This is a genomic window from Rhodocaloribacter litoris, from assembly GCF_011682235.2.
Taxonomy (GTDB): Bacteria; Bacteroidota; Rhodothermia; order Rhodothermales; family ISCAR-4553; genus Rhodocaloribacter; species Rhodocaloribacter litoris.
Genome location: NZ_CP076718.1, coordinates 119,264 through 144,634 on the forward strand (window position 1 = coordinate 119,264; position 25,371 = coordinate 144,634).

Genomic DNA, 25,371 nt, shown 5'->3' on the forward strand with positions numbered 1-25,371 from the left:
AGTTTTCTTGAAGCTTTTCGGATCATGGGGGTGCAACGCTTCAGACGCATGGCCGGGCTGCTGGTGGCGGTGGCGCCGCTGGTGGCGCTGATCCCGCTCGGCCGCATGGCGGTGGACTGGGTCGCGGTGCACCGGGTGACGGGGACCTGGCCGACGGCGGCTCCACACAGCTATGCCTGGATCGTCTGGGAGGATGCGGACGACGGGATCCGGGCCACGTACGTCTTCCCCCGGGGTCCGGCGGCCGAAGCCGGCCTGCGCGAGGGCGACGTGTTCTACATGCTCGAAGGACTCCAGTATTTCAGCGCCGAGGACCTCAAGAGCGCCACGCAGCGCATCGAGCCCGGGCAGGTACGCACCTACTACGTGATCCGTGACGGGCGGGTGATCACGGCACCGGTGCGCTTCACCCCCTATCCCACGTTTCTGTATCCCCTCTCCTCGGCCCTCTGGCACTTCTCGATCTGGGGCTTCACCCTGGGCACGTTCCTCCACGTGCTCGGGCTTTTCATCGCCGGACCGCTGGCCCTGCGCAGCCGGGCGGCCTGGCCGCCGCTGATGCTGATCCTGGTCTCCTTCCTGTGGATGTTCGGCAACCTGCTGCGCATCCTGCTCGTGACGCTGCTGGGGCCGCCGGGTGCCACGGGGTTCTACGCCGGCCTGTTCGAGGCCCTCACCTTCGCCAGCCTGGCGGGCTGGATCGCCTTCCCGGTGCTGCTCCTGCGCAAGGTGCTGCGCGACGCCCGGCTGGACGAGCCCGACCCGGCGCGCCGCAGGCGGTTTGCACCGGATCGTCTCCCGATGTACGCGACGCCGGGGCTGCTGGGCCTGGCGGCCGTGCTGACCACCTGGCACGGCCCGCTCGGCCCGCTGACGCTAGACGGGCTGCTGGTCCCCATCCTTTTCTACGCCTCGTGCTACATCGCCACGGCGGCCCTGCTCGTGCTGGGGCTCTACGCCCTGGACCGCCCCCGGGCCGAGGCCCTCCTCTGGAGCTGGGGCCGGACGGGCAGCGCGCTCATCCTCGGCGCCGCCCTCATCACGGCGCTCTCGGTCCTCGGCGTCGTCCCCATCCTCGGCGCCGTCACGGACACGACGGCCGGCTGGCTGATCGTGTGCGCGCAGCTGCTCTACCTCGCCCCGGTGATGCTCGTCTCGGCCGCCCCGCTGCGCCACGGCAAGGTCGACGAGGTGCTCACCCGCGCGCTGACCTACCTGACGGTCCTCGGGCTGCTGTTCTTCGCCTTCGTCGGGGGCATGACGCTCATCGACCCCTACCTCGCCCGGGTCCAGGCGCCGCGCTACGTGGTGGCCGGCCTCTACCTGATCCTGCTGCTGGTCGTCTTCGAGCGGCTGGCCCGGCTCATCCGCACCTACGCCCGGCACGTCTTCGCCACGGACCGGCAGCGGGCCCACCGGCAGGTGAGTCGCTTCCAGGAACAGATGCGCTCTATCCTCAACCTCGACACGCTCGTACGCCAGACCGTCGAGGTGGTCGGCCGGGCCTACGATGCCCGCTCGGCGATCCTGTTCATCCGGCCGCCGGGCACGACCGGCCCCTGGGTCTCCAGCGCCTACCACCCCGAGCCGCCCTACCTGACCGAACGCCTCTTTCACCGCATCTGGCCCCACTTCGAACGCGAGGGGCGCATCTGGGCCCGCAACCCCGAACTGAACGAAAGCACCCTGCCCCCCGAGCCGGCCCGCCTGCTCGTCGAGCGCGGCGCCGCGCTGGTCGTCCCCATCCAGGGGGACGGGGCCCCGATGGGCCTGCTCATCCTCGGCACCAAAAAGAAGCGACGGGCCGTCTACAACCTCGAAGACCTCGAACAGCTCCGCTCCCTCGGAGGCCAGCTGGCCCTGGCCGTCGAACGGCTCAACCTGGTCGAACGGGAAAAGACGCTGGCCCGGCAGCGCGCCGAAGCGCAGCTCGTCGCCCTCCGGGCGCAGATCAACCCCCACTTCCTCTTCAACGCCCTCAACACGATCGTCTCCCTGATCGAGGAACGCCCCGAAGAGGCCGAGGCCGTCGTGGAAAACCTGGCGGCCATCTTCCGGCACATCCTCCAGACGAGCGGCCACCCGTTCATCCCCCTCGAGGCGGAGCTGGACCTCGTGGGTCACTACCTGGCCATCGAGAAGGCCCGCTTCGGCGACAAGCTACGGATCGAGACAGAGGTGGAAGCGGAAACCCTCGCCACGCCGGTGCCGGCGTTTGCCGTACAGACCCTCGTCGAGAATGCCGTCAAGCACGGGCTGGAGAAGCAGCGGGAAGGGGGACGGCTGCGCATCACGGCCCGCCGCCTCGACGACGGCCATACCGAGATCGTCGTGGCCGACACGGGCGTGGGCATCCCGGCCCTCTTCGACACGGGCCGCGGCGCCCTCTCGCCGGACGGCATCTATGGCCTCGGCCTGACCAACGTGGCGCAACGGCTCGAACAGCTCTACCAGCGAAGCGACCTGTTGCAGATCGAGAGCCGCCCCGGTGAGGGCACCACCGCCTGCCTGCTGATCCCCGCCCCTGCCGGCGCCCCCCGGTCCTCCACCGGGGACGGCCTCGGTACGACGGAACACCCCCCCCGCCCCGAAACCAACACGCCGTAGTTCCAACCCGCTGACGCCCATGCTCCGCGTGCTCATCGTCGACGACGAGGCGCCGGCCCGCCGCCGGCTCGCCCGGTTGCTCAAACCGATGGAAACGGCCGGCCGGGTGCAGGTCGCCGGGGAGGCCGCCGACGGCCCCGCCGCCCTCGACCTGATCGCCCGCCGGCCGGTGGACCTGATCTTCCTCGACATCCAGATGCCCGAGATGGACGGCTTCGGCGTCGTCGAACGGCTCGACCCGGAACGCCGGCCCGTCGTCGTCTTCACCACCGCTTACGACGACTATGCCCTGCGTGCCTTCGAAGCCAACGCCGTCGACTATCTCCTCAAGCCCATCGCCCGGAAACGCCTGGAGGAGGCCGTCGGGCGGGCCGAGCGGCTCGCCGGCAACCCGGGCGCCCGGGCCGACCGGGACGACCGCCTCGAACGGCTGCTCGACTGGATGGAAGCCCACGCCGAGGCGGAGCGCCCCCGCCCGGCCCCGCCGCCCCCGGCCCACACCGACCGCGACGGCACCTATCTCCAGCAGCTGTCCATCCCCTACCGCGACCGCATCCTGATCGTCCCCGTCGAACGCATCGTGGCTGTCGAAATCAGCGAAGGCATCACCCGCGTCTTCGTCCTGGACGAACCGCAGGGCCCGGGCAAACCCCGGCTGCGCCAGCACGTCGTCAGCTACACGCTCGACCAGCTCGAGGCGCACCTCGACCCCGAAGCCTTCATGCGCGTGCACCGCTCGGCCATCGTGCAGTACGCGCACATCCGCGAGCTCATCCCCTGGTTCAGCGGGCGCTACAAGCTCCTGCTCACGGGCGGGCACGAGGTCATTGCCAGCCGCGAGCGCTCCCGGCTCCTGAAGGAACGCCTGCTGCTCTGACGCCCCCCGCACGGCACACGGACCGGAGACGGGTCGACGTCGATCCGCCGATTAGCCCGAGAGGCCGGCCCTACCAGGCGATGCCGTAATCCTCGCCGTGGTGGCTGGAGCCGCCCCAGAAGGTGCCGTGCTCCCGGTCGAAGTAGATGGCGTTGATGGGGCCGGAGGTGCGCTCGTCCGTCCGGAGCTCATAGCCCATCTCCCGCAGCGCCTTCCGCACCCAGGGCGGCGTCGCCTCCTGGATCAGCAGCCGGCCCGGACGCGACTCGTGCTCGCCGAAGGAGGACCTGAGCTGGAAGCTGTTGATGTTGGCCGCCTCGACCGCCTCCTGCACGTTCATGCCGAACTCGACCACGTTGAGGAAGAACTGGAGGAGGTTCTGATCCTGGCTGTCGCCGCCCTGGACGGCGAACGAGAGGAAGGGTTTCCCGTCCCGGAGGGCCAGCCCCGGCGTCAGCGTGACGCGGGGACGCTTGCCGGGTTCGACGACGTTGAACGGGTTCTCCGCCGGATCGAGGACGAAGCTCTGCATGCGCTGGCTCAGCCCGATCCCCGTCTTGCCGGCGATGACGGCCGGGATCCAGGCCCCGCTGGGCGTCACCGAGACAACCCACCCCTCGGCGTCGGCTGCCTGGATGGACGTGGTGCCGGCGTAGAAGCCGGCCTCGAAGCCCGCCTCGTCCTGCCTCCGGGGGGTGACGGCGGTCCACTGCTCCAGGTACTCCAGGTACGGGTTCGTTCCCCCCTGAAAGGGATACGGGTCGCCGGGCCTGACGTCCGGGTCGTTCTTCTCCCAGTCGATGTCCCGGATCCGCGCCTTCGCATACTCCTTCGAAAGCAGCCCCTCGAGCGGTTCTTCGGGCGGAAAGTAGGGATCGCCATAGTAGAAGTCGCGGTCGGCAAAAGCCCGGTTCATCACCTGATAGAGCAGGTGGATGTACCGGGCGCTGTTGTAGCCCAGGGCCTGCAGGTCGAAGTTTTCGAGCATGTTGAGCATCTGCAGCATGACCGGCCCCTGCGTCCAGGTGGTCAGCTTATAGACCTCGATGCCCTTGTAGGTGGTCATGACCGGCTCTTCGAGACGGACCTGCCAGCGGTCCAGGTCTTCCATCGTGAGGAGGCCACCCTCCTCCTGCACGGCGCGGACGAGTTCCCGGGCGATGTCGCCCCGGTAGAAGCGGTCGTAGGCGGCATAGATGGCCTCCTTGCGGCTCTTGCCCTCGGCCAGCGCCGCCGCCTCGGCCTCGACGAGCTTCTGCAGCGTGCCCAGCAGATCCGGCTGGCGGAAGATCTCGCCCGGATACGGCGCCTCGCGTTCCTGGCCCAGATGAGGCAGGAAAACCCCCGGCGCGTACTTCCACTCCTTGATCCGCTCCTTCTGCCGTTCGATCTGGTCGGCGGTCTGGGCCTCGATGGGATAGCCCTCGGCCATCTGCATGGCGGGCTCGAGCACCTCCCGGAGGCTGAGCGTGCCGTATTCGGCCAGCATCACCATCAGGCCGCCGGGCGTGCCGGGGGTGACGGCGGCCAGCGGGCCGTATTCGGGCGGGTATTTCATCTCCTTCTCCTTGAAGAAGGCGGCCGTGGCTCCGGTCGGGGCCACCCCGAGGGCGTTGACCCCGATGACCTTGCCCGTATGGGGGTTGTAGATGAGGGCCTGCGTCTCACCGCCCCAGCCGAGGACGTCCCACATGGTGGCGGTGGCCGCCAGCATGGCACAGGCAGCGTCGACGGCGTTGCCACCTTTCATGAAGACGGCGGCGCCGGCCGTGGCCCCGAGCGGCTTGCCGGTGATGGCCACCCAGTGCCGCCCGTGCAACACCGGCTTGGCGGTCTGCTGGGCCCGGGCCACCATCGGAAGGAGAAGCAGGGTGAGAAAGAGGCTGAAGATACGCATGGCATGAGAAAGCTTGGCCTGGAGGGATGCCGGAACAGGCGGGGGGCCGGTGCCACGGGGCGTACACCCGTCCGAAACCGGCGCCCCGCCCGCCGGGAACCAACGTAACCATACCGGCGCGTTAAGGCAAGCACCCCGCGGCCCCGGGTGCTGCTGCAAATATGCGGATTTTGTCGTAGGTTGGCGCGGCCTTCGCACGGGTCCCCGCCCGATCAACCGCCTGCCGTGTCGTTCCCATGCCCGACCGTTCGTATTTCGTCTGGGACGTCAGCCCGGTCCTCTTCTCGCTCGGCCCCTTCAGCGTGCGCTGGTACGGGCTGCTCTTCGCCCTGGGCTTCGTGCTCGGCTACTTCTTCATGCGGTCGGTCTATCGCCGCGAGGGCAGGCCCGAGGCGGACCTGGACCGCCTGCTCCTCTACCTGCTCGCCGGCACCGTGGTGGGCGCCCGCCTCGGGCACGTCCTCTTCTACGACCCGGCCTACTATTTCTCGCACCCGCTCGAAATCCCGCAGGTGTGGAAGGGCGGGCTGGCCAGCCACGGCGGGGCGCTCGGCATCCTGATCGCCGTCTACCTTTACCACCGCCGGACACCGGACCAGCCCTACCTCTGGCTGCTCGACCGCATCGCCGTGCCGACGGCGCTGGCGGGCGCCTTCATCCGCCTCGGCAACCTGTTCAACTCGGAGATCCTCGGGGTCGAGACGGACGTCCCCTGGGCCGTCGTCTTCGCCCGCGTCGACGCGGTGCCGCGCCACCCGGCCCAGCTCTACGAGTCGCTCGCCTACCTGCTCGTCTTCGGGCTGCTCCGGCACACGTACCGCCGCTTCGGCAACCGGACGCCGCGCGGGCTGCTGCTCGGGCTCTTCTTCGTGCTCGTCTTCACGGCGCGGTTCTTCATCGAGTTCGTGAAGGTGCGGCAGGCCGCCTTCGGCGAGGCCCTCCCCCTGAGCATGGGCCAGCTGCTCAGCCTGCCCGCCGTCGCCGCCGGCGGCGTGCTCCTCTGGCACGCCTACCGGCACGGCCGGAACGCCCCTCCGGTGACACCCTGACGCCCGCCCACGCCATGCTCCCGCCCTACCTGACCGACGACGCCCTCGACGACCTCATCGCCCGCGCCCTGGCCGAGGACGTGGGCCCGGGCGACGTGACGACGCTCGCCACCATCCCCGAAGGCACACGGGCCACAGCCGCCTTCCTCGCCAAGGAGGACGGGGTGCTGGCCGGCCTGTACGTGGCCGAGCGCGTCTTCGCCGCCGTGGACCCCGCCGTACGCGTCCACTGGCACGCCGCCGACGGCGAGGCCGTCGCACGGGGCACCGTCTTCGGCATCGTCGAAGGGGCGGCCCGCAGCCTGCTCACGGCCGAACGGACGGCCCTCAACCTCCTGCAACGCATGAGCGGCATCGCCACGGCCACCCACCGCATGGCCGGGGCCGCCCGCCCCGCCCGCATCCTCGACACACGGAAGACGGCGCCGGGCCTGCGCCTGCTCGACAAGTGGGCCGTCCGCCTGGGCGGTGGCGAGAACCACCGCATCGGCCTCTTCGACATGATCCTCATCAAGGACAACCACATCGCCGCCGCCGGGGGCGTGCGTGCCGCCATCGAGGCCGCCCACCGCTACCGCCATGCCACGGGCCGCACCGGCCTGAAGATCGAGGTCGAGGCCCGCACGCTCGACGAGGTGGAGGCCATCCTCGCCACCGGCGGCGTGGACGTCATCCTGCTCGACAACATGGCCCGCCGCCGCGACGACGGCTCCGTGGACACCTCGCTCCTCCGGGAGGCCGTCGCCCGCATCGGCGGGGCCGTGCAGACGGAGGCCTCCGGCAACGTCACCCCGGACACCGTCGCCGCCATCGCCGCCACCGGCGTCGACTTCATCTCCTCGGGCGCCCTCACCCACTCCGTGCGCGCCCTCGACCTCTCGCTCAAGATCGACCTCGAACGCGCCTCGCTGTAGGGATCCTTCCTACACCCGCATACCGGCTTTCCCTCACAACGCGCCACCCCACTTTTTGCGACCTTGCCTGCAGGTTGAGCCCTGCACGAGAGAACCTTTCGACGGCTTCACCGGATGCGGAGGGTATCTCCATGCTGGTACAGGACATCATGTACGGCCCGGTCGTCACGGTTGCCCCCGGCGACACCCTGGCCGACGCCTACCGGATCATGCATGAGCGCGACATCCGGCACCTGCCCGTAGTCGAAACGGGGCGTCTGGTGGGTATCGTGACCGACCGCGATCTGCGTTTTGCGACGAGCGCGTTGCACCCCGCACCCTTCCCGCCGGAGGCACGGGTAGCGGACGTGATGATGCGGGCCCCGAAGACTGCGACGCCGGACGATCCCGTCGAAGAAGCCGCCCTGAAGATGCGCACATACCGGATCGGCTGCCTGCCCGTGGTCGAATCCGGACGGCTGGTGGGCATCGTGACAGTGACGGACCTGCTGGACGCCTTCGTCCGAATGACCGGCGTCGAGGTGCCTGGAAGCCGGCTGGTGGTGCAACTGGACGAGGAGCGGGACCGGCTGACGGCGCTGGTGGCCCGCATCGCCGCCCGGGGCGTGAACCTGCACGCGGTGCTAACCTATCCGGCCAACAAGCATCATACCGAGGTAGTCCTGCGTGTCGACGCACCGGCGGCCGAGCCCCTGGCCGACGCCCTGCGCCGCGAGGGTTACACCGTGCGCCGACCCCACACCTAGCCGGTACCGGCCCGACACGCGCCCCTCACCGGGAAAGCCGGTCTTCCGGCGGGATCTCCAGCCCCAGGGCCTTCAGCGACACGTTGATGTCCACGATGAAGAGCACGAGCGCCGCGATGAGCGCGGCCAGACAGAGGACGAAGAGCCCCACGAGGGCCACCGTAACGGCCAGCCCGAGCAGCGCTCCCACGAACAGGGTGATGACGAGCAACGCCGCCAGCAGCACGCTCACGGCGGCCAGCGCAATGGCGGCCCGGACGATCCGCGCCCGCTGCCAGAGAATGCGGAGCTGGGCGTGCACCTGCCGCTGATCCGCCCCGGCACCGAGCAGGAGGTCCTGCCGCAGGAGCCGCGCCCGGTCGATGACGCGGCCGAAACGGTTGGTCATGCTCAGCAGGAGCAAGCCCACCCCCGAGATGAGGATGACCGGCCCGATGGCCAGTTGCAGCGTCGCGACGAGGTCCGAGAGCGACATGGCGGTCCGGGGATCACCCGGCGGTGCGTCCTACCCCGACGGCCTCCAGCGCGGCGATGATGCGGTCGTGGAAACGGCCGTTCGAGATGATGACGCCGGTGTTCTTCTCGAGGCGGTAGCCCCGGCTGAAGTCGAGCGGCGCGCCGAAGACGTCGGTGGCCATGCCGCCGGCCTCGGTGACGACGAGCATGCCGGCGGCGTGGTCCCAGATCTTCTCCACATAGCCGGGCCGGGTGGGCAGGCGCATGTAGATGTCGGCCTCGCCCCGGGCCACGACGGCGTACTTGGCCTGGCTGTCCAGGCGCACGGGCTCGGCCGTGATGCCGAGCACCTCGGCCACGCGGGCGGCGTCGTCGTGCGAGCTGTGGCCGGACTCGACCGACTCGCAGAAGCGGGCCTGTGTCACGTCCTCGAGCGTGCTCACGTGGACGGGCACCATCGCGCCCGGGCCCGCGAGCGGCACGCGCACGGTGCCCTGCCCCCGGATGGCGGCATAGACCACGCCCCGCTCCACCGCGCCGGGCTCCACCGGCAGGTTCGGGCAGGCCAGCGCCGCCACGGTCACCTCTCCGTCGATGATGAGCGCCAGGGCGATGGCGTACTGCTCGCCCCGCAGGAACCCTTTCGTCCCGTCGATGGGATCGAGCGTCCAGAAGCGGGCGCTGTGCTCCTGCGCCCCGCCGTGGTCGATCCAGGCGAGCACGTCTTCCGCCCCGGCCGCGGGATGGAACGCCCGCACGTGGCCCACCACCTTCTCCAGCGTCGCGGCGTTCTCGGGCCGGCGCAGCGCGGCCGCATCCTCCTCGGCGATGACCGGGTCCTCGGGGAAGGCCTCGGCCAGCATCCGGCAGACGAGGGCCTGGCTGCCATAGTCCGCCACCGTGACGGGGCTGCGGTCCTTTTTCTGGATGACGTCGGGTGAGATGCCGGCCTGCACGGCCCGGCAGAGCCGGGCGGCCTCGCGCACGGCCGCGACGGCCACGCTGCGCTCGTGGTGATACGGGATGTTTTCTTCCATGAAGTGAAGGGAAGATGCTGTTGAGAAGCCCCGGCGAACCGGTCGCCTCCGAGTATAGCCCCTCCTCCCGACCAATGCAACGCAGCCGGGATGAAGGATCGGGAAAAGGTGTTTTGCCACAAAGACACGAAGACTCGAAGGACTCTGTGCCTCCCCCTCGAGCCCCACATGGCACACGGAGGAGGACGGATCAGAACGGATTTTCTTCCGAAACACCGGGCCGGTGGAGGTTCGGAAAACGCGCAACGTGCGGCTCAACGCGAAACATGCAACCCGAAACATGCAACCCGAAACGCGCAACCCGAAACGTGCAACCCGAAACGTGCAACCCGAAACGTGCAACCCGAAACGCAAACGTTCAGCCCAGCGCCTCGTAGCGAGGCAGGGCGTCCAGGAAATGATAGGTGCCCGCGCTGTGGTCGATCCGGCAGCAGTAGTGGACGAGGCCGTTGGTGACGACCAGGTAGCGCGCCCGTACGACGGTGTTGTAGCGGGCGGCCTGGTCGAAGGCCGCCTGCCGGATCTCGACGTCCGGCGCCTTGCACTCGACCATGAGCAGCGGGCGGCCGGACCGGTCGTGCACGATGACGTCGGCGCGGCGCGGCATCCGGGCATACGTGAAGGCCGCCTCGATGGCCACCAGCCCGGCCGGCACCCCCCGGTCCCGGATCAAGTACTGCACGAAGTGCTGGCGCACCCACTCCTCCGGCGTCAGCCGCACGTACTTCTTCCGGACGGGATCGAAGATCATCGCCTTCCCGTCGATCTCGCGCACGAGAAAATCGTACGGCGGCAGGTTGAGCGGCGGCCGGGCCGTGGCGTCGGTCATGGGGTTGTGGACGATGCGAAGGGTTGCTTCAGGAAAATACGCCAGGCGTCACGCTCCATGCCATCCGTCCCGGCCCGCGGCATCGGACCGGCACGCACGCCGGCCTCCTCACCCGCCCGGCGTCACGCCGGCCTCGTCGTAGCCCGTCAGCTCGACGTAGCCGTGGCCCTCGACGGGGCTTCCGGCGGCGGTGCCCTCCACGCGCACGGCGCCTTCCCAGTAGCGCACGGACACGTTCATCTCCTGATCGGCCAGCAGCGGCGTGAGAGTCAGGTCGAGGGCTTCGCGCGGCACACGCAGCCGCCAGCGTGCGGGGTAGACGGCGCCGCTGTGGGGGCTCGTCCACCGGTCGAGCACGTCGACGACCACGTCCGTGTGGTCGAGCCGGCGCGGGGTGCCGTCCCCGGCGACGAGGACGCCGTCGCTGGTGGGGCTGATGCCGCCGTCCCGCTCCCGGAGCCGGTAGAACATCAGTTCCCGCCCGTCGGAGAGCTGCAGGGCGAACCAGTCCCACCCGACCTGATCCGGCCCGAGGGCGCTGGTGCTCCACTCCCGGTCCATCCAGCTCAGCCCCTCGACCGGGAACGTCGCCCCATCGACGGTAACCGTGCCCTCGGTGGCGATGCGCGTCATCGAGTAGTAGTACGAGGCGTTGCCCGGGTCGTCGCCCTTGGGGTCGAGGCCGCGGTCGCCCTGCAGGACGATGGGCTTCAGCGGCCGCAGCACCAGATCGACGCCCGTACCGTCCTCGTGGGCCCGCAGGCGCATCACCGGCAGCGCGGGGTCGGGCGCGGGCTGCGTGGTGTCGGCTTCGAGGTACCAGTCTTCGAGCCAGACGCGGAACGGGCGCGCCCGCGCACCCGCCAGCCCGGCGGCTCCCCGGCTGAAACGCTCGAACGGGAAGAAGCGCCGACCGGCCACGTCCGTGACGGCGAAGTGGCCCATGTAGAGCTGGCGCGTGGCCCAGGCGGAGGCCCGCGCGGTGCCGTCCGGCGGGGCCAGCGCGAAGCGGAAGATCGTCAGTTCGTACCCGAAGCGCCGGCCGTCCGCGGCCGCCAGGTTGCCGGTGACGTACCACCACTCGCTCTTGAAGTCCGGGTGCGGGCCGTGATCCTCCGGAAAGACGAACGGCCGCACCGCCGTGGCACGGGCATAGCCGGCCGTGTCCGCCGCCATGGCCTCGGCCACGGTGACCGTCGCCCGGACGGACGCCTCCTCGCCGGCACACCCCGCAGCGGCAAGGAACGCGAGCGTCGCGATGAGAAGAAAAGGGAAATGTTTCATGTCTTCATGTTGAACGTTCCATGTTTTCACGTTGAACGTTGAACGTGCAACGCAAAACGCGAAACGCGCCTACCGACCCATGCGGAAGGCGGGATACAGCCCGGCCAGGACGGCGGCGACGAGGGCCACGCCGACGGCCTGCAGGAGCATCTCCGGCGGCACGTCGAGCTGGAGCGTCCAGCCGAACGAGCGTTTGTTGATCACGTGGACGAGCACGCCGGCCAGCAGCAGGCCCAGCGGGATGGAGAGCAGCCCGGCGAAGAGGCCCATCAGGCCTGTCTGTAGCGTCACCAGGCGACGGAGCCGGCCCGCCTCCATGCCGACGGCGTGCAGGACGGCGAACTCGCGGGCGCGTTCGAGTTGCAGGGCCATCAGGGCGCTGAGCACCCCCACGAAGGCCACCAGCACGGCCAGCATCCGCAGCACCACCGTGACGGTGAAGGTGCGGTCGAACACCTCCAGCGAGGCCTCGCGCAGGGCGCGGTTCGAGCGGATGAAGACCTCCTGCATCCCTTCGACCCGGCTGCGCAGGCGGGCCATCAGGGCATCGCGGTTCTCCCCCGGCGCGGCATAGAGGGCCAGTCCGGAGCGGAGGCGGTCGTCGAAGTGGCGCTCGAACGTGGCGCGGCTCATCAGCACCACGCCGCGGTCCGAGGCATAGTCGTAGTAGATGCCGCGGACGACGAAGGGGCGCTCTCCGTGGTCCGTCTGCAGGCGGAGCGTGTCGCCCACGCCGGTGCGGTGGCGGTAGCTGTAAGGCTCCGAGACGAGGACCGACGCCCCATCCTCGAAGGTGGACCAGACGACATCCGGGTCGCCCGCTTTGAGGCGGAAGGTGGACGGCGTCATCGGCCCCCGGTCGACGGCGACGAGGCGGACGCGGCCGTGGTTCGAGGCCACGTCGAGGCGGCGCACCGAGTAGGCGGCGGCGACGCCGGGCGTCGTGCGCAGGCGCTCGAGCACCTCGGGCCGGAGCGTCGCCTCCCCCTCGCGCAGGACCAAGCTCGGCGGCTGCACGTACACGTCGGCCTGCAGGGCATAGCCGAGCCAGGTGTCCACCGTCAGGCGGAAGCTGTCCACCATGACGCCCACGCCGATGGTGGCCGCCAGCGCGATGGTCAGCGCGGCGATGGCCACGGCGGTGCGGCTGAGCGCGGCGACGATGCCGGAGGCCGCCATGCGCCCGGTCAGGCCGAAGAGGCGTCCCATCACCGGCCGGGCAATCCGGGCCATTCGCTGTACCGCCCACGGCGTCGCCAGCGCGAAGCCCAGCAGCAGGCAGAACAGCGCGGCGTAGCTCCCGCCGATGCTCCGCCCCGAGAGCAGGAGCAGGACGCTACCCGCCCCGCCGAGGGCGACGCCCGCCCGCGCCAGCCGTGGCGCCCGGCGACGCGCCCGCGCCTCCGGCACCGACGCCTGTAGCACCATCCCCGCCGGCGTCTCGGCCGCCTCCCGGGCCGGGAAGAACGCCGCCGCCAGCGTCGCCCCCAGCCCCAGCGCGATGCCCTTGGCCAGCGTCAGCGGCGCCAGGTACAGCTCCCGTACCGTCACCACGTAGTAGAGGTCATTGATCGTGCGGGTGACGAGCCGCACCAGCCCCTGCCCGAGCACGACCCCCAGCAGCCCGCCCAGCACCGTGCCGGCCAGCCCGATCAGCAGCGCCTCGCCCAGCACCAGCGTGAACACCTCGCGGCGCGTCACGCCCAGCACCCGGAGCCGCCCCAGCAGGGGACGCCGCTGGACGACCGAGAAGGTCATCGTGTTGTAGATGAGGAACATGCCGACGACGAGCGCCAGCAGGCTCAGCGCCGTCAGGTTCAGTTCGAAGGCACGGGTCATCTGCTCGACCGTCTCGGTGCGGGTCGCCGAGCGGACCACCTCGGCGCCCGGCGGCAGCACGGCGCGGACCCGTTCGAGCAGCGCCGCGCCGGCCCTCCCCTCCGGCACGATCAGGTCGATGCGGCTCAGGCGGCCAACCCGCCCGAGCAGTTCCTGCGCCGTGGCGATGTCGACGACGAGCAGGCCGTCGAGCGCCTCCGCGCTGTGGGTGTCCGTCCCCTCCATCAGCCCGACCAGGTGCAGCCGGGCCGGCCGCCCCTCGACGCGCACGACCAGTGTGTCGCCCGGAGCCAGCCCCATCGCCCGGGCCGTGGTGCCCGCCATCAGGGCCGCGCCGGGCTGCGTCAGGAACGCGCCCAGGTCGAGCCCCGTCTCCCGCCCGGCGTAGCTGCGGAACGGTCCCTCCGCCAGCGGGTCGACCCCCAGCAGGTGGAACGTCCGGCCCGAGTCGGCCACGGCGGCGACGTAGCCCTCCACCACGGGCGCGGCGGCCCGCACGCCGGCCTCCAGGCGCAGCCGCCGGTACACGTCCTCCGGCAGCCCGCGCTCCGTCGGGCCGACGACCAGGTGCGTCGCCCGCCCCGTGACCGTCTCGGCCGAGAGCTCGAAGGCACGGCGGGCGCTCCCGCTGGCCAGGTCGATGGCGACGACCACGGACACGCCCAGCGCCACGCCCAGTATCGACAGCGCGAGCAGCCAGGGATGGCGCAACAGGTAGCGCAGACCGGCACGGAGGAGCAGCGGGGCCATGAGATCAGTCGTGGAGGTGTGCGGGGGTGCCCTCGTGCAGCCGCCCGTCGTGCAGCGTGAAGATGCGGTCGGCGGCGTCGAGGAAGTCGCGGTCGTGCGTGGCCACGAGCATGGTGGTGCCGGTACGGCGGACGAGCCGGTGGAGGAGGTCCATCACCCGGCGGCCGGTCCGGTAGTCCAGGTTGCCCGTCGGCTCGTCGGCCAGGACCAGGCGCGGCGCGTGGGCCAGGGCCCGGGCAATGGCGACACGCTGCTGCTCCCCGCCCGAGAGCCGATCCGGAAAGCTGCCGGCCCGGTCGGCCAGCCCCACCTCGTCGAGGAACGCCAGCGCCCGCTGCCGGGCCGCCGCGTCGTTACGCCCGTTCAGTTCGAGCGGCAGCAGCACGTTCTCCTCGACCGTGAGCGTCGGGATCAGGTTGAAGGCCTGGAAGACGAAGCCGATGTGGGCGCGGCGGAAGCGGGTGCGGGCCTGCTCATCCAGGCGGGTCAGGTTAGTGCCGTCGACGATGACCTCGCCGGCGTCCGGGCGGTCGATGCCGCTGATGAGGTTGAGCAGGGTGCTCTTGCCCGAGCCGCTGCGCCCGAGCAGCACCACCAGCGCCCCCGGCGCGATGGCGGCATCGACGCCGCGCAGCACCGTCCGTTCGTGCTCCCCTTCGCGGTACGTCTTCGTCAACCCGTGCAGCCGCACGAGCGGCTCCGTCATTCCCTGATCCGGCATGGTTACGGTTTCCTGCGTGATGCGTACAGGATCGGGCGGCCAGGCCTCCGATCCCCCGAAAGCCGGCGCCTCGGACGCGCTTCCCCGGGGAAAGTTCGACTTTCTCCTTTATCCCCGGGCGGTGAACCGGCTACCCCGGCTTCAAAGATAGTGCGTTACGTCGCGTGGGTTCGTTGGGGGGTAGGTGGGTGCTCGGCACACAGGGCCTCGTACTGCGCCGGGGTCTGATACCCGGGCGTACGGCACGCAGGCGCGGCACCTCGCCGAACGATCTTTCGGCTCGCACGTACCGGCAGAAGCGTCTGCGGATGGTGGGCCGTCTGGCGTGCCCCGCCCTCGTCTCGCACTACTTGTACCCGCGAGAGAAGATATTGATGGCGCAGACGTGGTAGGCGCGATGTTCGTAGGCATTACAACACGTTGCCCCACCTGTTAGCGGGCTCCTTTCACTTTCTCCTTGTACTGCACGCCTTCGATTCCCATGAAGTCTGCGTCCTGCGTCCACAATGTAGCACCGTACCAACGCGCCGTAGCCAGAATGATACTGTCGGCCATCGGTAGCTTCAACGCCCAACTCAGCCTGGCTGCACTGATCGCCAGGGCAGCATCCAGGTCTACGACCTGCCCCTGGTGCATCTGGGCCACCGCTTGCAAGGCTTCACCCTCGCCGCGCTGCATCAGCACGCGCTTGAAGACCTCAAAGACGCTGATCGAGGGCACAATCAGCAGCGCCGTATTCTCTATGGCCTCAGCAAAGAAGTCTGCATTCGGCCCATCGGCGAAGTATTCGAGCCATCCGGAGGAGTCCACCAGGTTCATAGGACACGGTCTGGCTCGCGCTCAACGGTGGTATCAATGCCTTTGAGAAAGCCCCGCAACTGGCGCATGGGCCTGACCGGCACGAGTTCAATGCGGTTGTCATAGAGCAGGACTTCCACCTGTTGTCCGGCTTTGAGTTGGAGTTTTTCCCGGACCTGCTGTGGAATGACGACCTGGAATTTAGGGGAAATCTTAACCGTTGGCATTGGATCGATCAGGTATGCGTAAAACGATCTCCTGATCAAACGGTCCTCCAGATCGTCGGTTTCCTCGAGGCAGCTAACATAGCATGATCAACATGACCGATCCTACCCCTCCGTCGCTCCGCGACACCGCCCCTTCGCAGGGGGAGAGGCTATTGTGAACGAAAAAACGCCGTTCTGCAGGTCGATGTACCTGTACCACATAGCCGGGAATATTTGCAGGGGCATCGACGTACCACAGGGTGACATCCGAAACACGCCCATCGACTTTGAACCCCATGCATCGTTCTCGTTCCGGCCGTATCCGCGTCGCCGCCGCCCAGTATTTCGTCCGTCCCGTCCGCACGTTCGAGCAGTTTGCCGAGCAGGTGGAAGCCGTCGTAGAGGTCGTGGCGGGCTACCGGTGCCGCCTGCTCGTCCTGCCGGAATACTTCACGATGCAACTGCTGACCCTGCACGACATCCGGTTGCCGATCGCCGAGCTGGTGCGCCAGGTGGCAGGGCACCGCGACCGGTTCGTCGAGCTGATGCGCGACCTGGCCCGGCAGTACGGCCTCTACATCGTCGCCGGCACCATCCCGGCCATGGACGACGGGGACGACCGGGTGTTCAACGACGCCTACTTCTTCTCTCCCTCCGGCGACTTCGACGTGCAGGGCAAGCTGCACATGACCCGCTTCGAGCGCGAGGAGTGGCACGTCTCGCCCCGCAACCGGCTCAAAGTCTTTGAAACCGACTTCGGGCGGCTGGCCATCGCCATCTGCTACGATGTCGAGTTTCCCGAGCTCGTCCGGGCGGCGGCACACGAGGGGGCCCACCTCCTGGCCGTGCCCAGCAACACCGACGACCGCAAGGGCTTCCTCCGCGTGCGCTACTGCGCCCATGCCCGCACCATCGAGAACCAGCTCTACGTCATCCACAGCCCGACGGTGGGCACCCTCCCCCGCGTGGCCGACATGACGCTCAACTACGGCCAGGCGGCCATCCTGACCCCGTCCGACTACCCCTTCGCCCGGGACGGCATCCTGGCCGAAGGCGTGCTCAACCAGGAGGACATCGTCATCGGCGAACTCGACATGCACGCCATCGAGGAATCCCGCACGTTCGGGACCGTCCTCCCGCTCAACGACAGCCATCACACCCGAGAACTCATCCGCGACCTCGACGTCGTTCCTCTATGAACGCCCATCACGCCGGGCGGAAAAAGCCCGCCACCGGCATCCTCGTACGCAACACCCTTCCGGAAGACTTCGACGCCATCACCCGGTTGAGCCGGGCCGTCTACCCGGACCAGCCGCCCTGGACCGCACGCACGCTCGCGGCCCAGCACGAGGCCTTCCCCGAAGGGCAGTTCGTCGCCGTGGACACCCGCACCGGCGAGGTGGTGGGCATGGCCGCCAGCCTCATCGTCGCCTGGGACGACTACGACCACCGGGACGACTACGCCACGTTCACCGCCGAGGGACGCTTCAGCAACCACGACCCGTCCGGGCGCACACTCTACGGCGCCGAGGTGATGGTCCACCCGGCCCACCGCCGCCGTCGCATCGGGGCCCGGATCTACGCGGCCCGCCGCGCCCTCGTCGAGCGGCTGGGCCTGCTCCGCATCCGTGCGGGCGCCCGCCTGCCCAACTACCACCGCTACGCCGACCGGCTCACGCCCGAAGCGTACGTCCTCCGGGTCATCCGGGGCGAGCTGCGCGACCCCACCCTCTCGTTCCAGCTCCGGCAGGGGTTCGAGGTCATCGACGTCATCCCCGAGTACTTCCGGCATGACCCCCAGAGCCGGGGCTGCGCCGCCCTCATCGAATGGCTCAACCGGCAGGTGGCCCGCCCCGAAGACTACGCCGGGCGCAACCCGCGCTTCCTGCGGCCCGACACCCCGCGCCGCCCCCGCCGCTTCGGCGGCCTGGAGACGGGCCGGTGAACGTGCGGGCCGGCCTCATTCCCGGTCGGCCTCCAGGATGTCGTCGATGCGGGCGAGGACGTCGTCGAGGTGGAGGCGTGTCATGCGGTCGGTGGTGCGGCTGCGGGCCCGCTGCACCTCACCCCGGAGGGCCTGCAACTCGCCCCGCGCCAGGGCCCGGATGTCGGACTGGCTGACCTTGACCGGCGTGAAGCCGACGAACTCGCGGAAGGCGGCCGGCGGCGGCGTGACTTCCTCGGTCATCAGGTACTCGAGCCGTTCGAGGTAGCCGCGTTGCAGGTTGCGCCGGTACGGGTCGATGGCCTCCCCCCGTTCGAGTTCCCGCCAGATGCCCCGCCGCAGGTCGGTGAGCATCTCCAGGCAGGGGTACGGGTCGCCGCCCGGCAGGGCCTCGGCCTCGATCATGCGGGCCAGCCGCTGCGGGTCGAGCACGAGTTCGACGACGCCCACCTGCAGGCGCCGCACGCGCTCGACGGCCCCGGCATGCTCGATGCGGCGCAGCACGCCGGTATCGAGCAGCCACGACGGCGTGGCAAAGACCTCGCGGTTGAGGAACGCCATCGCCTCGCGCTGCCGTGCCGCCGGCACCGGCTCGTAGACGGCGCCCTCCTGGTCGTACGTCTTGTAGGTCTCGTAGACGCCCCCGATGTTGCGGGCCACGTGCCCGGCGTAGCGGTTCCACTGCGCCACGACCTGCTCGTAGAGCTCTTCGAGGTCGTCGTAGTTCTTGCCGTTCTCCTCCGTCCACGCGATCAGGTTCGGGACGATGCGTTTCAGGTTGGCCAGCCCGTACGTGCTCGCCTTGACGGCGTCGTCGCCCAGGTCCTCGTTCTGCGCGCGCGGGTCGATGCGGGCGCCGGACTGCCGGCCGTAGAAGTAGCGTGGGTCATCCGCCCGCTCGACGACCCACCGGTTCAGGACCGGCCGCTCCTCGTCGGGCGTGCGGGCCTCGGGGATGGGCCGGTAGCCCCACTCGATGGCCCACTTGTCGTACTCACCGATGCGCGGCATGAAGTTCGTCACGCCGTCGCCGGGCTGGGCGATGTAGTTGAACCGGGCGTAGTCCATGATCGAGGGCGCGGTGCCGTGCGTGGCCGTGAACGTCGGCGAGCGGAGCGAGTCGACCGGGTAGGCGTAACTCGACCCCCAGTTGTGGGGCAGGCCGAGCGTGTGCCCCACCTCGTGCGCCGACACGAACCGGATCAGCTCTCCCATCACCTCGTCCTCGAACTTGACACGCTGCGCCTCGGGGTTGACGGCGGCCGTCTGCACGAAGTACCAGTTGCGCAGCAGGTTCATCACGTTGTGGTACCAGCCGATGTCGCTCTCCAGGATCTCGCCCGTGCGGGGGTCGTGCACGTGCGGCCCGAAGGCGTTCTGGATGGGTGAGGAGAAGTACCGGATCACCGAGTAGCGGACGTCCTCCGGGCTGAACTCGGGGTCCTCCTCGGGCGAGGGCGGGTCCTTGGCGATGATGGCGTTCTTGAAGCCGGCGGCGGCGAAGGCCTCGTTCCAGTCCTCGACGCCCTGCTTCAGGTAGGGCCGCCACTTCATCGGCGTGGCCGGGTCGATGTAGTAGACGATGGGCTTCTTCGGCTCGACGAGCTCGCCACGCGCCCAGGCCTCGGGATCGCTCGGCTCCAGGCGCCAGCGGGTGATGTAGCACCGCTCGGCCGCCTTCTGCTCGTCCCGCCCGTAATCGGTCATCCGCACGCTGAAGAAGCCGACGCGCTCGTCGCACAGGCGCGGCTGCATCTTGTCCTCGGGCAGCACGATCATGGACTGGTTCATCTCCAGCGAGAGGGCACCCGTGTTCGAGGGCGAGTCGGTGGCCTCATACGTGAGCACGTGCCGCACCTCGATGTTCTTGGGGTAGCTCCGCGCCGAGACGATGTAGGAACGGCTCTTGTCCAGCCGCCGCACCTTGAACTGGTCGCGCCGCTCCTTCGGCAGGCCGAGCGACGGGACGTCGTCCGTGAACAGGTTCGTCACCTCTACGACGTAAGCGGTCGAGTCGTCGTTCATCGTCTCGATGTCGAAGGCGGCGATGATCGGCTCGAAGTTGGAGTTGCGAACGGCCTGGTAGATGGGCTCGTTCTCGTCGGCCACGTTCTCGTAGCTGACCACGCGCAAGAGGATCTTCTTCCCCTGCTTCTGCCAGCGGACCACCTGCGTGTTGGCCTTCATCCCGCCGTAGCCGATGTTGTTCTCGGTCCGGGCGTAACGGGTCACGAGCAACAACTCGCGTTCGAGCAGGCTGTCGGGGATCTCGTAATAGAGTTTCTCCTCGATGCGGTGCACCGTGAAGAGGCCTTCGTCCGACCGGGCTTCCTCCGTGATGACGTCGCGGTACGACTTGCCTTTCTTCTGCTGTTCCTGCCGGGCCTGGGCGGGTTGTGCGGCAGGTTGTGTGGCGGGCTTCGTGCCGGCACACCCGGCCAGCAGGCCGGCCACCAGCGCGAGCACCGCCAGCGTGCGAAAAGTTGCCATGTCTCCGTATCGGTTCGATCTGAGGGAAAGAAGGTGGGGGGTGTAGTGCGTGCGTGGTGCGTAACCATGCCTTACGGCCATACGCACTACGAAATATAGCGCTGGTCAATGCCATTGAGGGCGTCATTGTGCAGCGCGATGTAGCCGCACCCTTCACGGGTGCGTCCCCTGGGCCACAGAAGAGCCCGGGCTAAAGCCCACGACTACAGGAAACAACCCTGTAGCCGCACCCTTCACGGGTGCGTCCCCTGGGCCACAGGAGAGCCCGGGCTAAAGCCCGCGACTACAGGAAACAACCCTGTAGCCGCACCCTTCACGGGTGCGCCCCCTGGCCCACAGGAGAGCCCGGACCGACGGGACGCGCAACGCGTCCAGATCCGCGGCTACACGTGGGCCGTTCGCTAAGGGCAGCCCTGCCCTCCATAACCATGACCTCCGCTATACGCACGACGCACGACGAAATACCGGGAGAATCTACGAAAGAAATCTTGAGGTGCAAGGGCAGAACGGCGGATCTCACCGGTGCGGCCATGAGCGTCACGCCCGGGTTGCCAGCGCGTCGAGCAGCACCTGGGCCGGATGCAGGGCCGTGCGCCCGGCGACGTCGTGGATCTGGGCGCGGCACGAGGTGCCGGCGGCGACGATGAGCGTCTCTTCGCCGGCTGCCCGCACGGCCGGGGCCAGCACCCGCTCGGCCATGGCCAGCGAAACGGCCCGGTGCTCCTTCTCGTACCCGAAGGCGCCGGCCATCCCGCAGCAGCCGGCGTCGAGGGTCTCGACGGTGTAGTTCGGCGGCAGGGCCAGGCAGCGCTCGGAAGGGCCGGTGCCGTCGAGCGCCTTCTGGTGGCAGTGCCCGTGCAGGAGCACCCGGCGCGGCGCGTCGGTCCAGGCGACGTGGTCGAGGGCGCCCCGGCCGGCCTCACGGGCGAGGAACACCTCGAGGGTGCAGGCGGCGTCGGCCACGCGGCGCGTGCGGGGGTCGCCGGGGAGCAGCGTGCGGAACTCGTCGGCCAGCGTGAGGATGCAACTTGGTTCCAGCCCCACCACCGGCATCCCCTCCGCCACGTACGGGTAGAGCGCCTCGACGACGCCCAGCGCCCGCCGCGCCGCCTCGTTTACGAAACCTTTCGAGAGGTACGTGCGCCCACAGCACACCCGCGCCTCCGGCACGACGACCCGGTAGCCCAGGCGGTCCAGCAACCGGGCGGCGGCCCGGGCCACCTCGGGGTGCTGGTGGTTGTGGAACGTGTCGGGAAAGAGAACGACGGGCGGCCCGTCGGCACGCCACCGCTGCCGGGCGAACCACACGGTGAAGGGCTCCGGCGCGAAGGAGGGCAGGGTGCGGTGGCGGCTGAGGCCGAGCGTGGCGTCGAGCAGGCGGCGCGTCAGGCCCCGGCGGTTCACCCAGTTGACCACGCGGGCCACGGGGCCGTGCACGCGGGCGGCCACCTCCGGCAGCCGGGCGAAGAGGCGGGTACGCGCGGGCACGGGGTTGTCCTGCCAGTAGCGGGCCAGCCACTCGGTCTTGAGCTTCGCCATGTCCACGTTCGAGGGGCACTCGGTCTTGCACGCCTTGCACTGGATGCACAGGTCCATCACCTCGTACATCCGGCGGCCGGTGAGCGTCTCCGGCGGCAGGGCGCCCGAGAGGGCCATCCGCAGCGCGTTGGCCCGCCCCCGGGTGGTGTGCTCCTCGTCGCGCAGCACCATGAAGCTGGGGCACATCGTCCCGCCCTCGAGCTTGCGGCAGGCGCCGTTGCCGTTGCACAGCTCCACCGCCCGTGCGAAGCCGCCCTCGACGGAGAAGTCCTGCTCGGTGAGCACCTCGAGCGTGTGGTAGTCCGGCCCCATGCGCAGGTGTTCGGTCATCGGCGGGGCGTCCACCACCTTGCCGGGGTTGAGCAGCCCGTGCGGGTCGAAGAGCTGCTTCGTGCGGCGGTAGACCTCGTAGAGTGCAGGCCCGACGAGCACGGGCGTCAGCCAGCTGCGCGCCAGCCCGTCGCCGTGCTCCGACGAGACGGCCCCGCCATATTTGCGCACCAGCTCGGCCGAGGCCAGCGCGATCTCGCGCATCTTCTCCACCTCGGCCGCGTCCTTCGTGTTGATGAACGGCCGCACGTGCAGGCAGCCGGCCGAGGCGTGCGCGTAGAAGACGACCTCGGTCCGCGTCTCCTCCAGCATCTTCGCCAGCGCGTCGATGTAGTCGGCCAGGTGCTCCGGCGGGACCGAGGCGTCCTCGATGAAGGCGACGGGTTTGTGGTCGCCGTAGACGCTCATGATCAGGCCCAGCGCCTCGGTGCGCACCCCCCACACGTTGGCGACGGCGGCGGGGTCGGTGACGCGGACGACGGCGTACCCTTCGCCGGCGCGGGCCAGCGTGTCCTCCAGCGCCTGGAGGCGGCCCGTCAGTTCGGCCTCCGTCTCACCGTAATATTCGGTGATGAGTACCCCGCCCGGCTCCCCCGTGACGAACGTCAGCCGGGGGCCGAAGCCGGGCGACCGGCGGGCCTGCCGGATGGAGCGCCCGTCGAAGAACTCGACGGCGGAGGGGTCGGTGCCGAGGATGGTGGGAACGGCGCGGAGGGCCTCGCGGCGCGTGTGGAAGTGGACGACGCCGAGGGCCGTGCGCCGGGGCCGGTCCACCAGGCGGACCGTCAGCTCGGTGACCACGGCGAGCGTGCCCTCACTGCCGCAGAGGAGCTGCGCCACGTTGCGCTCGTCGCCGAGCAGGTATTCGAGGCGGTAGCCGCTGTTGCGCCGCCAGTGCCGGGGCGTGTCGCGTTCGATGACGTCGCGGTGGGCCTTCAGGAGGGCGTCGAGGTCCCGGTAGAGCTGTCCCTCGCGCCCGGCGCGGCGGGTGCGCTCGGCCCAGGCGTCCGGGGGCAGGGGCTCCAGCCGCACGGGGGTGCCGTCGTCGAGGAGGGCCTGCGCCGCCGCCACGTGCCGCACCATGTTGCCGTAGAGGATGGAATGGGTGCCCGTGGCGTTGTTACCCAGCATCCCGCCGAGGGTGGCCCGCTTGCCGCTGGCGGGGTCCGGTCCCACCATCAGGTGCGGCGCCCGGGCGCGCAGGTAGCGGTCGAGGCGGTCGAGCACCAGGCCGGGCTGCACGCGCACCCACCGCTCCTCGGCGTTGAGCTCGACGACGGCGTCGAGGTGGGGGGTAAAGTCGATCACGAGGGCCTCGCCGACGGTCTGCCCGGCCAGCGACGAGCCGCCGCCCCGGGGCAGGACGGGCACGCCAAAGCGGCGGGCCTCCTCCAGCGCCGCCTGCACGTCGTCGGCGTGGCGGGGCAGCAGCACCCCGACGGGCATCATCTGGTACAGGCTGGCGTCGGTGGCGTAGAGCGCCCGCGTCATCGCGTCGGTGCGGAGCGTGCCGGCGAGCCGGGGCTGCAGCGCAGCGAAGAAATCTTCGAGCAGTTCGGCGGAAACGGTGGACATGCAGGCCCGATGCGTCCGGGGTTCAGGATCTGTTCTGTGGAAAAGGTACGACGCCGGCCCCTCCGGGGGCGAGCCGGTTCACAGCGGCACCGCCTCGCCGAGTTCAGGCAGCACGACCTCGATCTCCGGATAGAAGAAACGCAGGTTGTCCGCCATCCAGCGGCGGGCCCGGTCCTCGCCGTGGACGAGCAACACCTTCTTCGGCTGCAACCGGCCGGTGAGCTGGATCAGATCCCGGCGATGGCTGTGGCCGCTGAAACGGAAACGCGCGACCTCACAGTGGACCGGCTGGGGCTCCCGGCTTTTGTCCAGCACCACCTCGGTGCCCTTGCCCTGCGCCGCCGCCTCCAGCAGGCGACCGGCCGGTGCGTCCTCTCGCGTGTAGCCGACGAGAAAGATGGCATCCTTCTCGTTTTCGACGATCATCCGCGCAATCTCGTTCGAGATCGTTCGTTCGAACATCATGCCGCTGCCAACGACGTAGATGCTCGGCTCGGCGAGGGCCTGCCGGAGGGCCTGACGGCTGCGGGGCAGGCGTTTCTGCGGCACGCCGAAGACCTGAAAGTCGGGATCGAGGCGCGGCGTGGAGAAGCGCGTCTTGTCGTACAGGTCGGCGATGGCCCGCATGGAGCCGGCCGTGTAGACGGGCACCTCGGACGGGATGATGCCGCGCCGCTTGAAGCGGTCGATGAGGGCCAGCATCTCCTGACCGCGGCCCAGTGCAAAAACCGGCACGAGAACCGCCCCCCCGCGCTGGAGGACCCGCCGGAGGGCCGCCCCGAACTTCTTCTCCTCCGTCTTCCGGGTGGTCTGTTCCGCCTCGGAATCCGCACCCAGGGTCGATTCCAGGATGAGCACGTCGATCGGGCCCCGGGGATAGGATCCGCCGGGCAGGATGGCCTGGGGACGCAGGCTGGTATCGCTCGTATAGAAGAGCTTTCGCGTGACGCCCCCCTCCTCGAAGGACAGGTGGACCCCGGCGGCCCCCAGCACGTGCCCGGCGTTGAAGAAACGGGCCTTGACCGGTGTCTTTCCCCGCAGGCCGGTCACGTCGAACTCGGTCTCGAGCTCATGCGTGAGGTAGAGGTAGCTCATCACGTCGAGCTCCTCCTCTTCGAAAAGCGGGGGCGCCGTGGAGGATCCTTCGCGGAGCCGGCGCCGCTGCAGACGCGCCGAAGCCGGCAGCAGCAGGTCGGCCAGCTGGCGCGTGGCCTTCGTCATGTGCACGTGCACGTGGGGAAAGTGGCGGATGAGCACCGGCAGCGCCCCGATGTGGTCGTGATGCGCGTGCGTGACGATGGCGTGGTCGACGTACCAGTCCGGGTTCTGGCGGATGAGCTCCAGGCGGGGCAGCCCCTCCGGCCCCTCCTGCTCCGGATGGACCCCGGCGTCGAGCACGATGCCCGTCCCGTTGATCTTGAGGAAATGACAACTTGCGCCGATCTCGTCGGTAGCCCCCAGCGCAACGAAAACCATAGGATC

19 protein-coding genes are annotated in these 25,371 nt (G+C 69.5%); 7 read left to right on the top strand and 12 right to left on the bottom strand.

Features of this window, described 5'->3' with window-relative positions; translation table 11 throughout:
- The first annotated feature begins 48 nt into the window (after positions 1-48).
- Together GQ464_RS00445 and GQ464_RS00450 are read left to right on the top strand one after the other, a co-directional pair.
- Entirely contained in the window at positions 49-2,607 is a 2,559-nt protein-coding gene (locus GQ464_RS00445; protein ID WP_228350467.1) for a histidine kinase, read from the top strand.
- Between the two features lie 19 nt (positions 2,608-2,626).
- Positions 2,627-3,484, top strand: a complete 858-nt coding sequence (locus GQ464_RS00450) for a LytR/AlgR family response regulator transcription factor (RefSeq protein ID WP_166975297.1) — start codon at positions 2,627-2,629, stop codon at positions 3,482-3,484.
- Between the two features lie 70 nt (positions 3,485-3,554).
- Here GQ464_RS00450 and GQ464_RS00455 read toward each other — a convergent pair whose 3' ends face one another.
- Complete coding sequence (locus tag GQ464_RS00455; RefSeq protein WP_166975301.1) at positions 3,555-5,381, bottom strand: gamma-glutamyltransferase family protein; 1,827 nt, start codon at positions 5,379-5,381, stop codon at positions 3,555-3,557.
- A 236-nt stretch (positions 5,382-5,617) separates the two neighbouring features.
- Here GQ464_RS00455 and lgt point away from each other — a divergent pair, with 236 nt between their 5' ends.
- The 3 genes from lgt (at position 5,618) to GQ464_RS00470 (ending at position 8,090) form a co-directional block, all read left to right on the top strand.
- The gene (lgt, locus tag GQ464_RS00460) at positions 5,618-6,430 is read left to right on the top strand and encodes a prolipoprotein diacylglyceryl transferase (RefSeq protein ID WP_166975304.1); all 813 of its coding nucleotides are present in this window, start codon (positions 5,618-5,620) and stop codon (positions 6,428-6,430) included.
- A 14-nt stretch (positions 6,431-6,444) separates the two neighbouring features.
- Complete coding sequence (nadC, locus tag GQ464_RS00465) at positions 6,445-7,344, top strand: carboxylating nicotinate-nucleotide diphosphorylase (protein WP_166975307.1); 900 nt, start codon at positions 6,445-6,447, stop codon at positions 7,342-7,344.
- A gap of 131 nt (positions 7,345-7,475) precedes the next feature.
- On the top strand, positions 7,476-8,090 hold the full coding sequence (locus tag GQ464_RS00470) for a CBS domain-containing protein (RefSeq protein WP_166975310.1): 615 nt from the start codon (positions 7,476-7,478) through the stop codon (positions 8,088-8,090).
- Positions 8,091-8,115: 25 nt separating this feature from the next.
- On the opposite strand, the gene GQ464_RS00475 is transcribed toward GQ464_RS00470, so the two are convergent.
- The 8 genes from GQ464_RS00475 to GQ464_RS00510 form a co-directional block, all read right to left on the bottom strand.
- The gene (locus tag GQ464_RS00475; protein ID WP_166975313.1) at positions 8,116-8,565 is read right to left on the bottom strand and encodes a DUF2721 domain-containing protein; all 450 of its coding nucleotides are present in this window, start codon (positions 8,563-8,565) and stop codon (positions 8,116-8,118) included.
- 13 nt (positions 8,566-8,578) lie between these two features.
- On the bottom strand, positions 8,579-9,583 hold the full coding sequence (locus GQ464_RS00480; protein WP_166975316.1) for a 3'(2'),5'-bisphosphate nucleotidase: 1,005 nt from the start codon (positions 9,581-9,583) through the stop codon (positions 8,579-8,581).
- Positions 9,584-9,941: 358 nt separating this feature from the next.
- Complete coding sequence (locus GQ464_RS00485; protein ID WP_166975319.1) at positions 9,942-10,412, bottom strand: type I restriction enzyme HsdR N-terminal domain-containing protein; 471 nt, start codon at positions 10,410-10,412, stop codon at positions 9,942-9,944.
- Between the two features lie 108 nt (positions 10,413-10,520).
- A complete protein-coding gene (locus GQ464_RS00490; RefSeq protein WP_166975322.1) occupies positions 10,521-11,696 on the bottom strand; it encodes a lipocalin-like domain-containing protein in 1,176 nt (391 codons plus the stop codon).
- A 69-nt stretch (positions 11,697-11,765) separates the two neighbouring features.
- Positions 11,766-14,285: an FtsX-like permease family protein gene (locus GQ464_RS00495; protein WP_228350468.1), complete on the bottom strand. Its 2,520-nt coding sequence runs from the start codon at positions 14,283-14,285 to the stop codon at positions 11,766-11,768.
- A 4-nt stretch (positions 14,286-14,289) separates the two neighbouring features.
- Entirely contained in the window at positions 14,290-15,006 is a 717-nt protein-coding gene (locus tag GQ464_RS00500; protein WP_228350469.1) for an ABC transporter ATP-binding protein, read from the bottom strand.
- 432 nt (positions 15,007-15,438) lie between these two features.
- Positions 15,439-15,825, bottom strand: coding sequence for a type II toxin-antitoxin system VapC family toxin (locus GQ464_RS00505; protein ID WP_166975690.1), 387 nt, complete (start codon positions 15,823-15,825; stop codon positions 15,439-15,441).
- Entirely contained in the window at positions 15,822-16,031 is a 210-nt protein-coding gene (locus GQ464_RS00510; protein WP_166975728.1) for an AbrB/MazE/SpoVT family DNA-binding domain-containing protein, read from the bottom strand. The genes GQ464_RS00505 and GQ464_RS00510 overlap by 4 nt, the downstream gene beginning before the upstream one ends.
- A 275-nt stretch (positions 16,032-16,306) precedes the next feature.
- On the opposite strand from GQ464_RS00510, the gene GQ464_RS00515 reads away from it, so the two are divergent.
- A complete protein-coding gene (locus GQ464_RS00515; RefSeq protein ID WP_166975687.1) occupies positions 16,307-17,209 on the top strand; it encodes a carbon-nitrogen hydrolase family protein in 903 nt (300 codons plus the stop codon).
- Positions 17,206-17,955, top strand: coding sequence for a GNAT family N-acetyltransferase (locus GQ464_RS00520; protein WP_166975684.1), 750 nt, complete (start codon positions 17,206-17,208; stop codon positions 17,953-17,955). Before GQ464_RS00515 ends, GQ464_RS00520 begins: the two co-directional genes overlap by 4 nt.
- 15 nt (positions 17,956-17,970) lie before the next feature.
- On the opposite strand, the gene GQ464_RS00525 is transcribed toward GQ464_RS00520, so the two are convergent.
- The 3 genes from GQ464_RS00525 to GQ464_RS00535 all read right to left on the bottom strand — a co-directional run bounded on the left by GQ464_RS00525 (position 17,971) and on the right by GQ464_RS00535 (position 25,365).
- Positions 17,971-20,445 carry a zinc-dependent metalloprotease gene (locus GQ464_RS00525; protein ID WP_166975681.1) on the bottom strand — a complete coding sequence of 825 codons (2,475 nt, stop codon included), beginning with the start codon at positions 20,443-20,445 and terminating at the stop codon, positions 17,971-17,973.
- Positions 20,446-20,982: 537 nt separating this feature from the next.
- Positions 20,983-23,889, bottom strand: coding sequence for an FAD-binding and (Fe-S)-binding domain-containing protein (locus tag GQ464_RS00530; RefSeq protein WP_166975678.1), 2,907 nt, complete (start codon positions 23,887-23,889; stop codon positions 20,983-20,985).
- Positions 23,890-23,967: 78 nt separating this feature from the next.
- Positions 23,968-25,365 (bottom strand): MBL fold metallo-hydrolase, encoded by a 1,398-nt coding sequence (locus GQ464_RS00535; RefSeq protein WP_166975675.1) that lies wholly within the window; start codon positions 25,363-25,365, stop codon positions 23,968-23,970.
- Positions 25,366-25,371 lie beyond the last annotated feature (6 nt).

What these genes read in the sequence shown, in the direction of transcription:
- GQ464_RS00445 (WP_228350467.1), top strand. Translation starts at nt 49, where the DNA reads ATGGCCGGGCTGCTGGTGGCGGTGGCGCCGCTGGTGGCGCTGATCCCG.
- GQ464_RS00495 (WP_228350468.1), bottom strand. Translation starts at nt 14,285, where the DNA reads ATGGCCCCGCTGCTCCTCCGTGCCGGTCTGCGCTACCTGTTGCGCCAT.
- GQ464_RS00510 (WP_166975728.1), bottom strand. Translation starts at nt 16,031, where the DNA reads ATGCCAACGGTTAAGATTTCCCCTAAATTCCAGGTCGTCATTCCACAG.
- GQ464_RS00535 (WP_166975675.1), bottom strand. Translation starts at nt 25,365, where the DNA reads ATGGTTTTCGTTGCGCTGGGGGCTACCGACGAGATCGGCGCAAGTTGT.
- GQ464_RS00470 (WP_166975310.1), top strand. Translation starts at nt 7,476, where the DNA reads ATGCTGGTACAGGACATCATGTACGGCCCGGTCGTCACGGTTGCCCCC.
- GQ464_RS00505 (WP_166975690.1), bottom strand. Translation starts at nt 15,825, where the DNA reads ATGAACCTGGTGGACTCCTCCGGATGGCTCGAATACTTCGCCGATGGG.
- nadC (WP_166975307.1), top strand. Translation starts at nt 6,445, where the DNA reads ATGCTCCCGCCCTACCTGACCGACGACGCCCTCGACGACCTCATCGCC.
- GQ464_RS00480 (WP_166975316.1), bottom strand. Translation starts at nt 9,583, where the DNA reads ATGGAAGAAAACATCCCGTATCACCACGAGCGCAGCGTGGCCGTCGCG.
- GQ464_RS00485 (WP_166975319.1), bottom strand. Translation starts at nt 10,412, where the DNA reads ATGACCGACGCCACGGCCCGGCCGCCGCTCAACCTGCCGCCGTACGAT.
- GQ464_RS00500 (WP_228350469.1), bottom strand. Translation starts at nt 15,006, where the DNA reads ATGCCGGATCAGGGAATGACGGAGCCGCTCGTGCGGCTGCACGGGTTG.
- GQ464_RS00525 (WP_166975681.1), bottom strand. Translation starts at nt 20,445, where the DNA reads ATGGCAACTTTTCGCACGCTGGCGGTGCTCGCGCTGGTGGCCGGCCTG.
- GQ464_RS00520 (WP_166975684.1), top strand. Translation starts at nt 17,206, where the DNA reads ATGAACGCCCATCACGCCGGGCGGAAAAAGCCCGCCACCGGCATCCTC.
- GQ464_RS00515 (WP_166975687.1), top strand. Translation starts at nt 16,307, where the DNA reads ATGCATCGTTCTCGTTCCGGCCGTATCCGCGTCGCCGCCGCCCAGTAT.
- GQ464_RS00490 (WP_166975322.1), bottom strand. Translation starts at nt 11,696, where the DNA reads ATGAAACATTTCCCTTTTCTTCTCATCGCGACGCTCGCGTTCCTTGCC.
- GQ464_RS00450 (WP_166975297.1), top strand. Translation starts at nt 2,627, where the DNA reads ATGCTCCGCGTGCTCATCGTCGACGACGAGGCGCCGGCCCGCCGCCGG.
- GQ464_RS00475 (WP_166975313.1), bottom strand. Translation starts at nt 8,565, where the DNA reads ATGTCGCTCTCGGACCTCGTCGCGACGCTGCAACTGGCCATCGGGCCG.
- GQ464_RS00455 (WP_166975301.1), bottom strand. Translation starts at nt 5,381, where the DNA reads ATGCGTATCTTCAGCCTCTTTCTCACCCTGCTTCTCCTTCCGATGGTG.
- GQ464_RS00530 (WP_166975678.1), bottom strand. Translation starts at nt 23,889, where the DNA reads ATGTCCACCGTTTCCGCCGAACTGCTCGAAGATTTCTTCGCTGCGCTG.
- lgt (WP_166975304.1), top strand. Translation starts at nt 5,618, where the DNA reads ATGCCCGACCGTTCGTATTTCGTCTGGGACGTCAGCCCGGTCCTCTTC.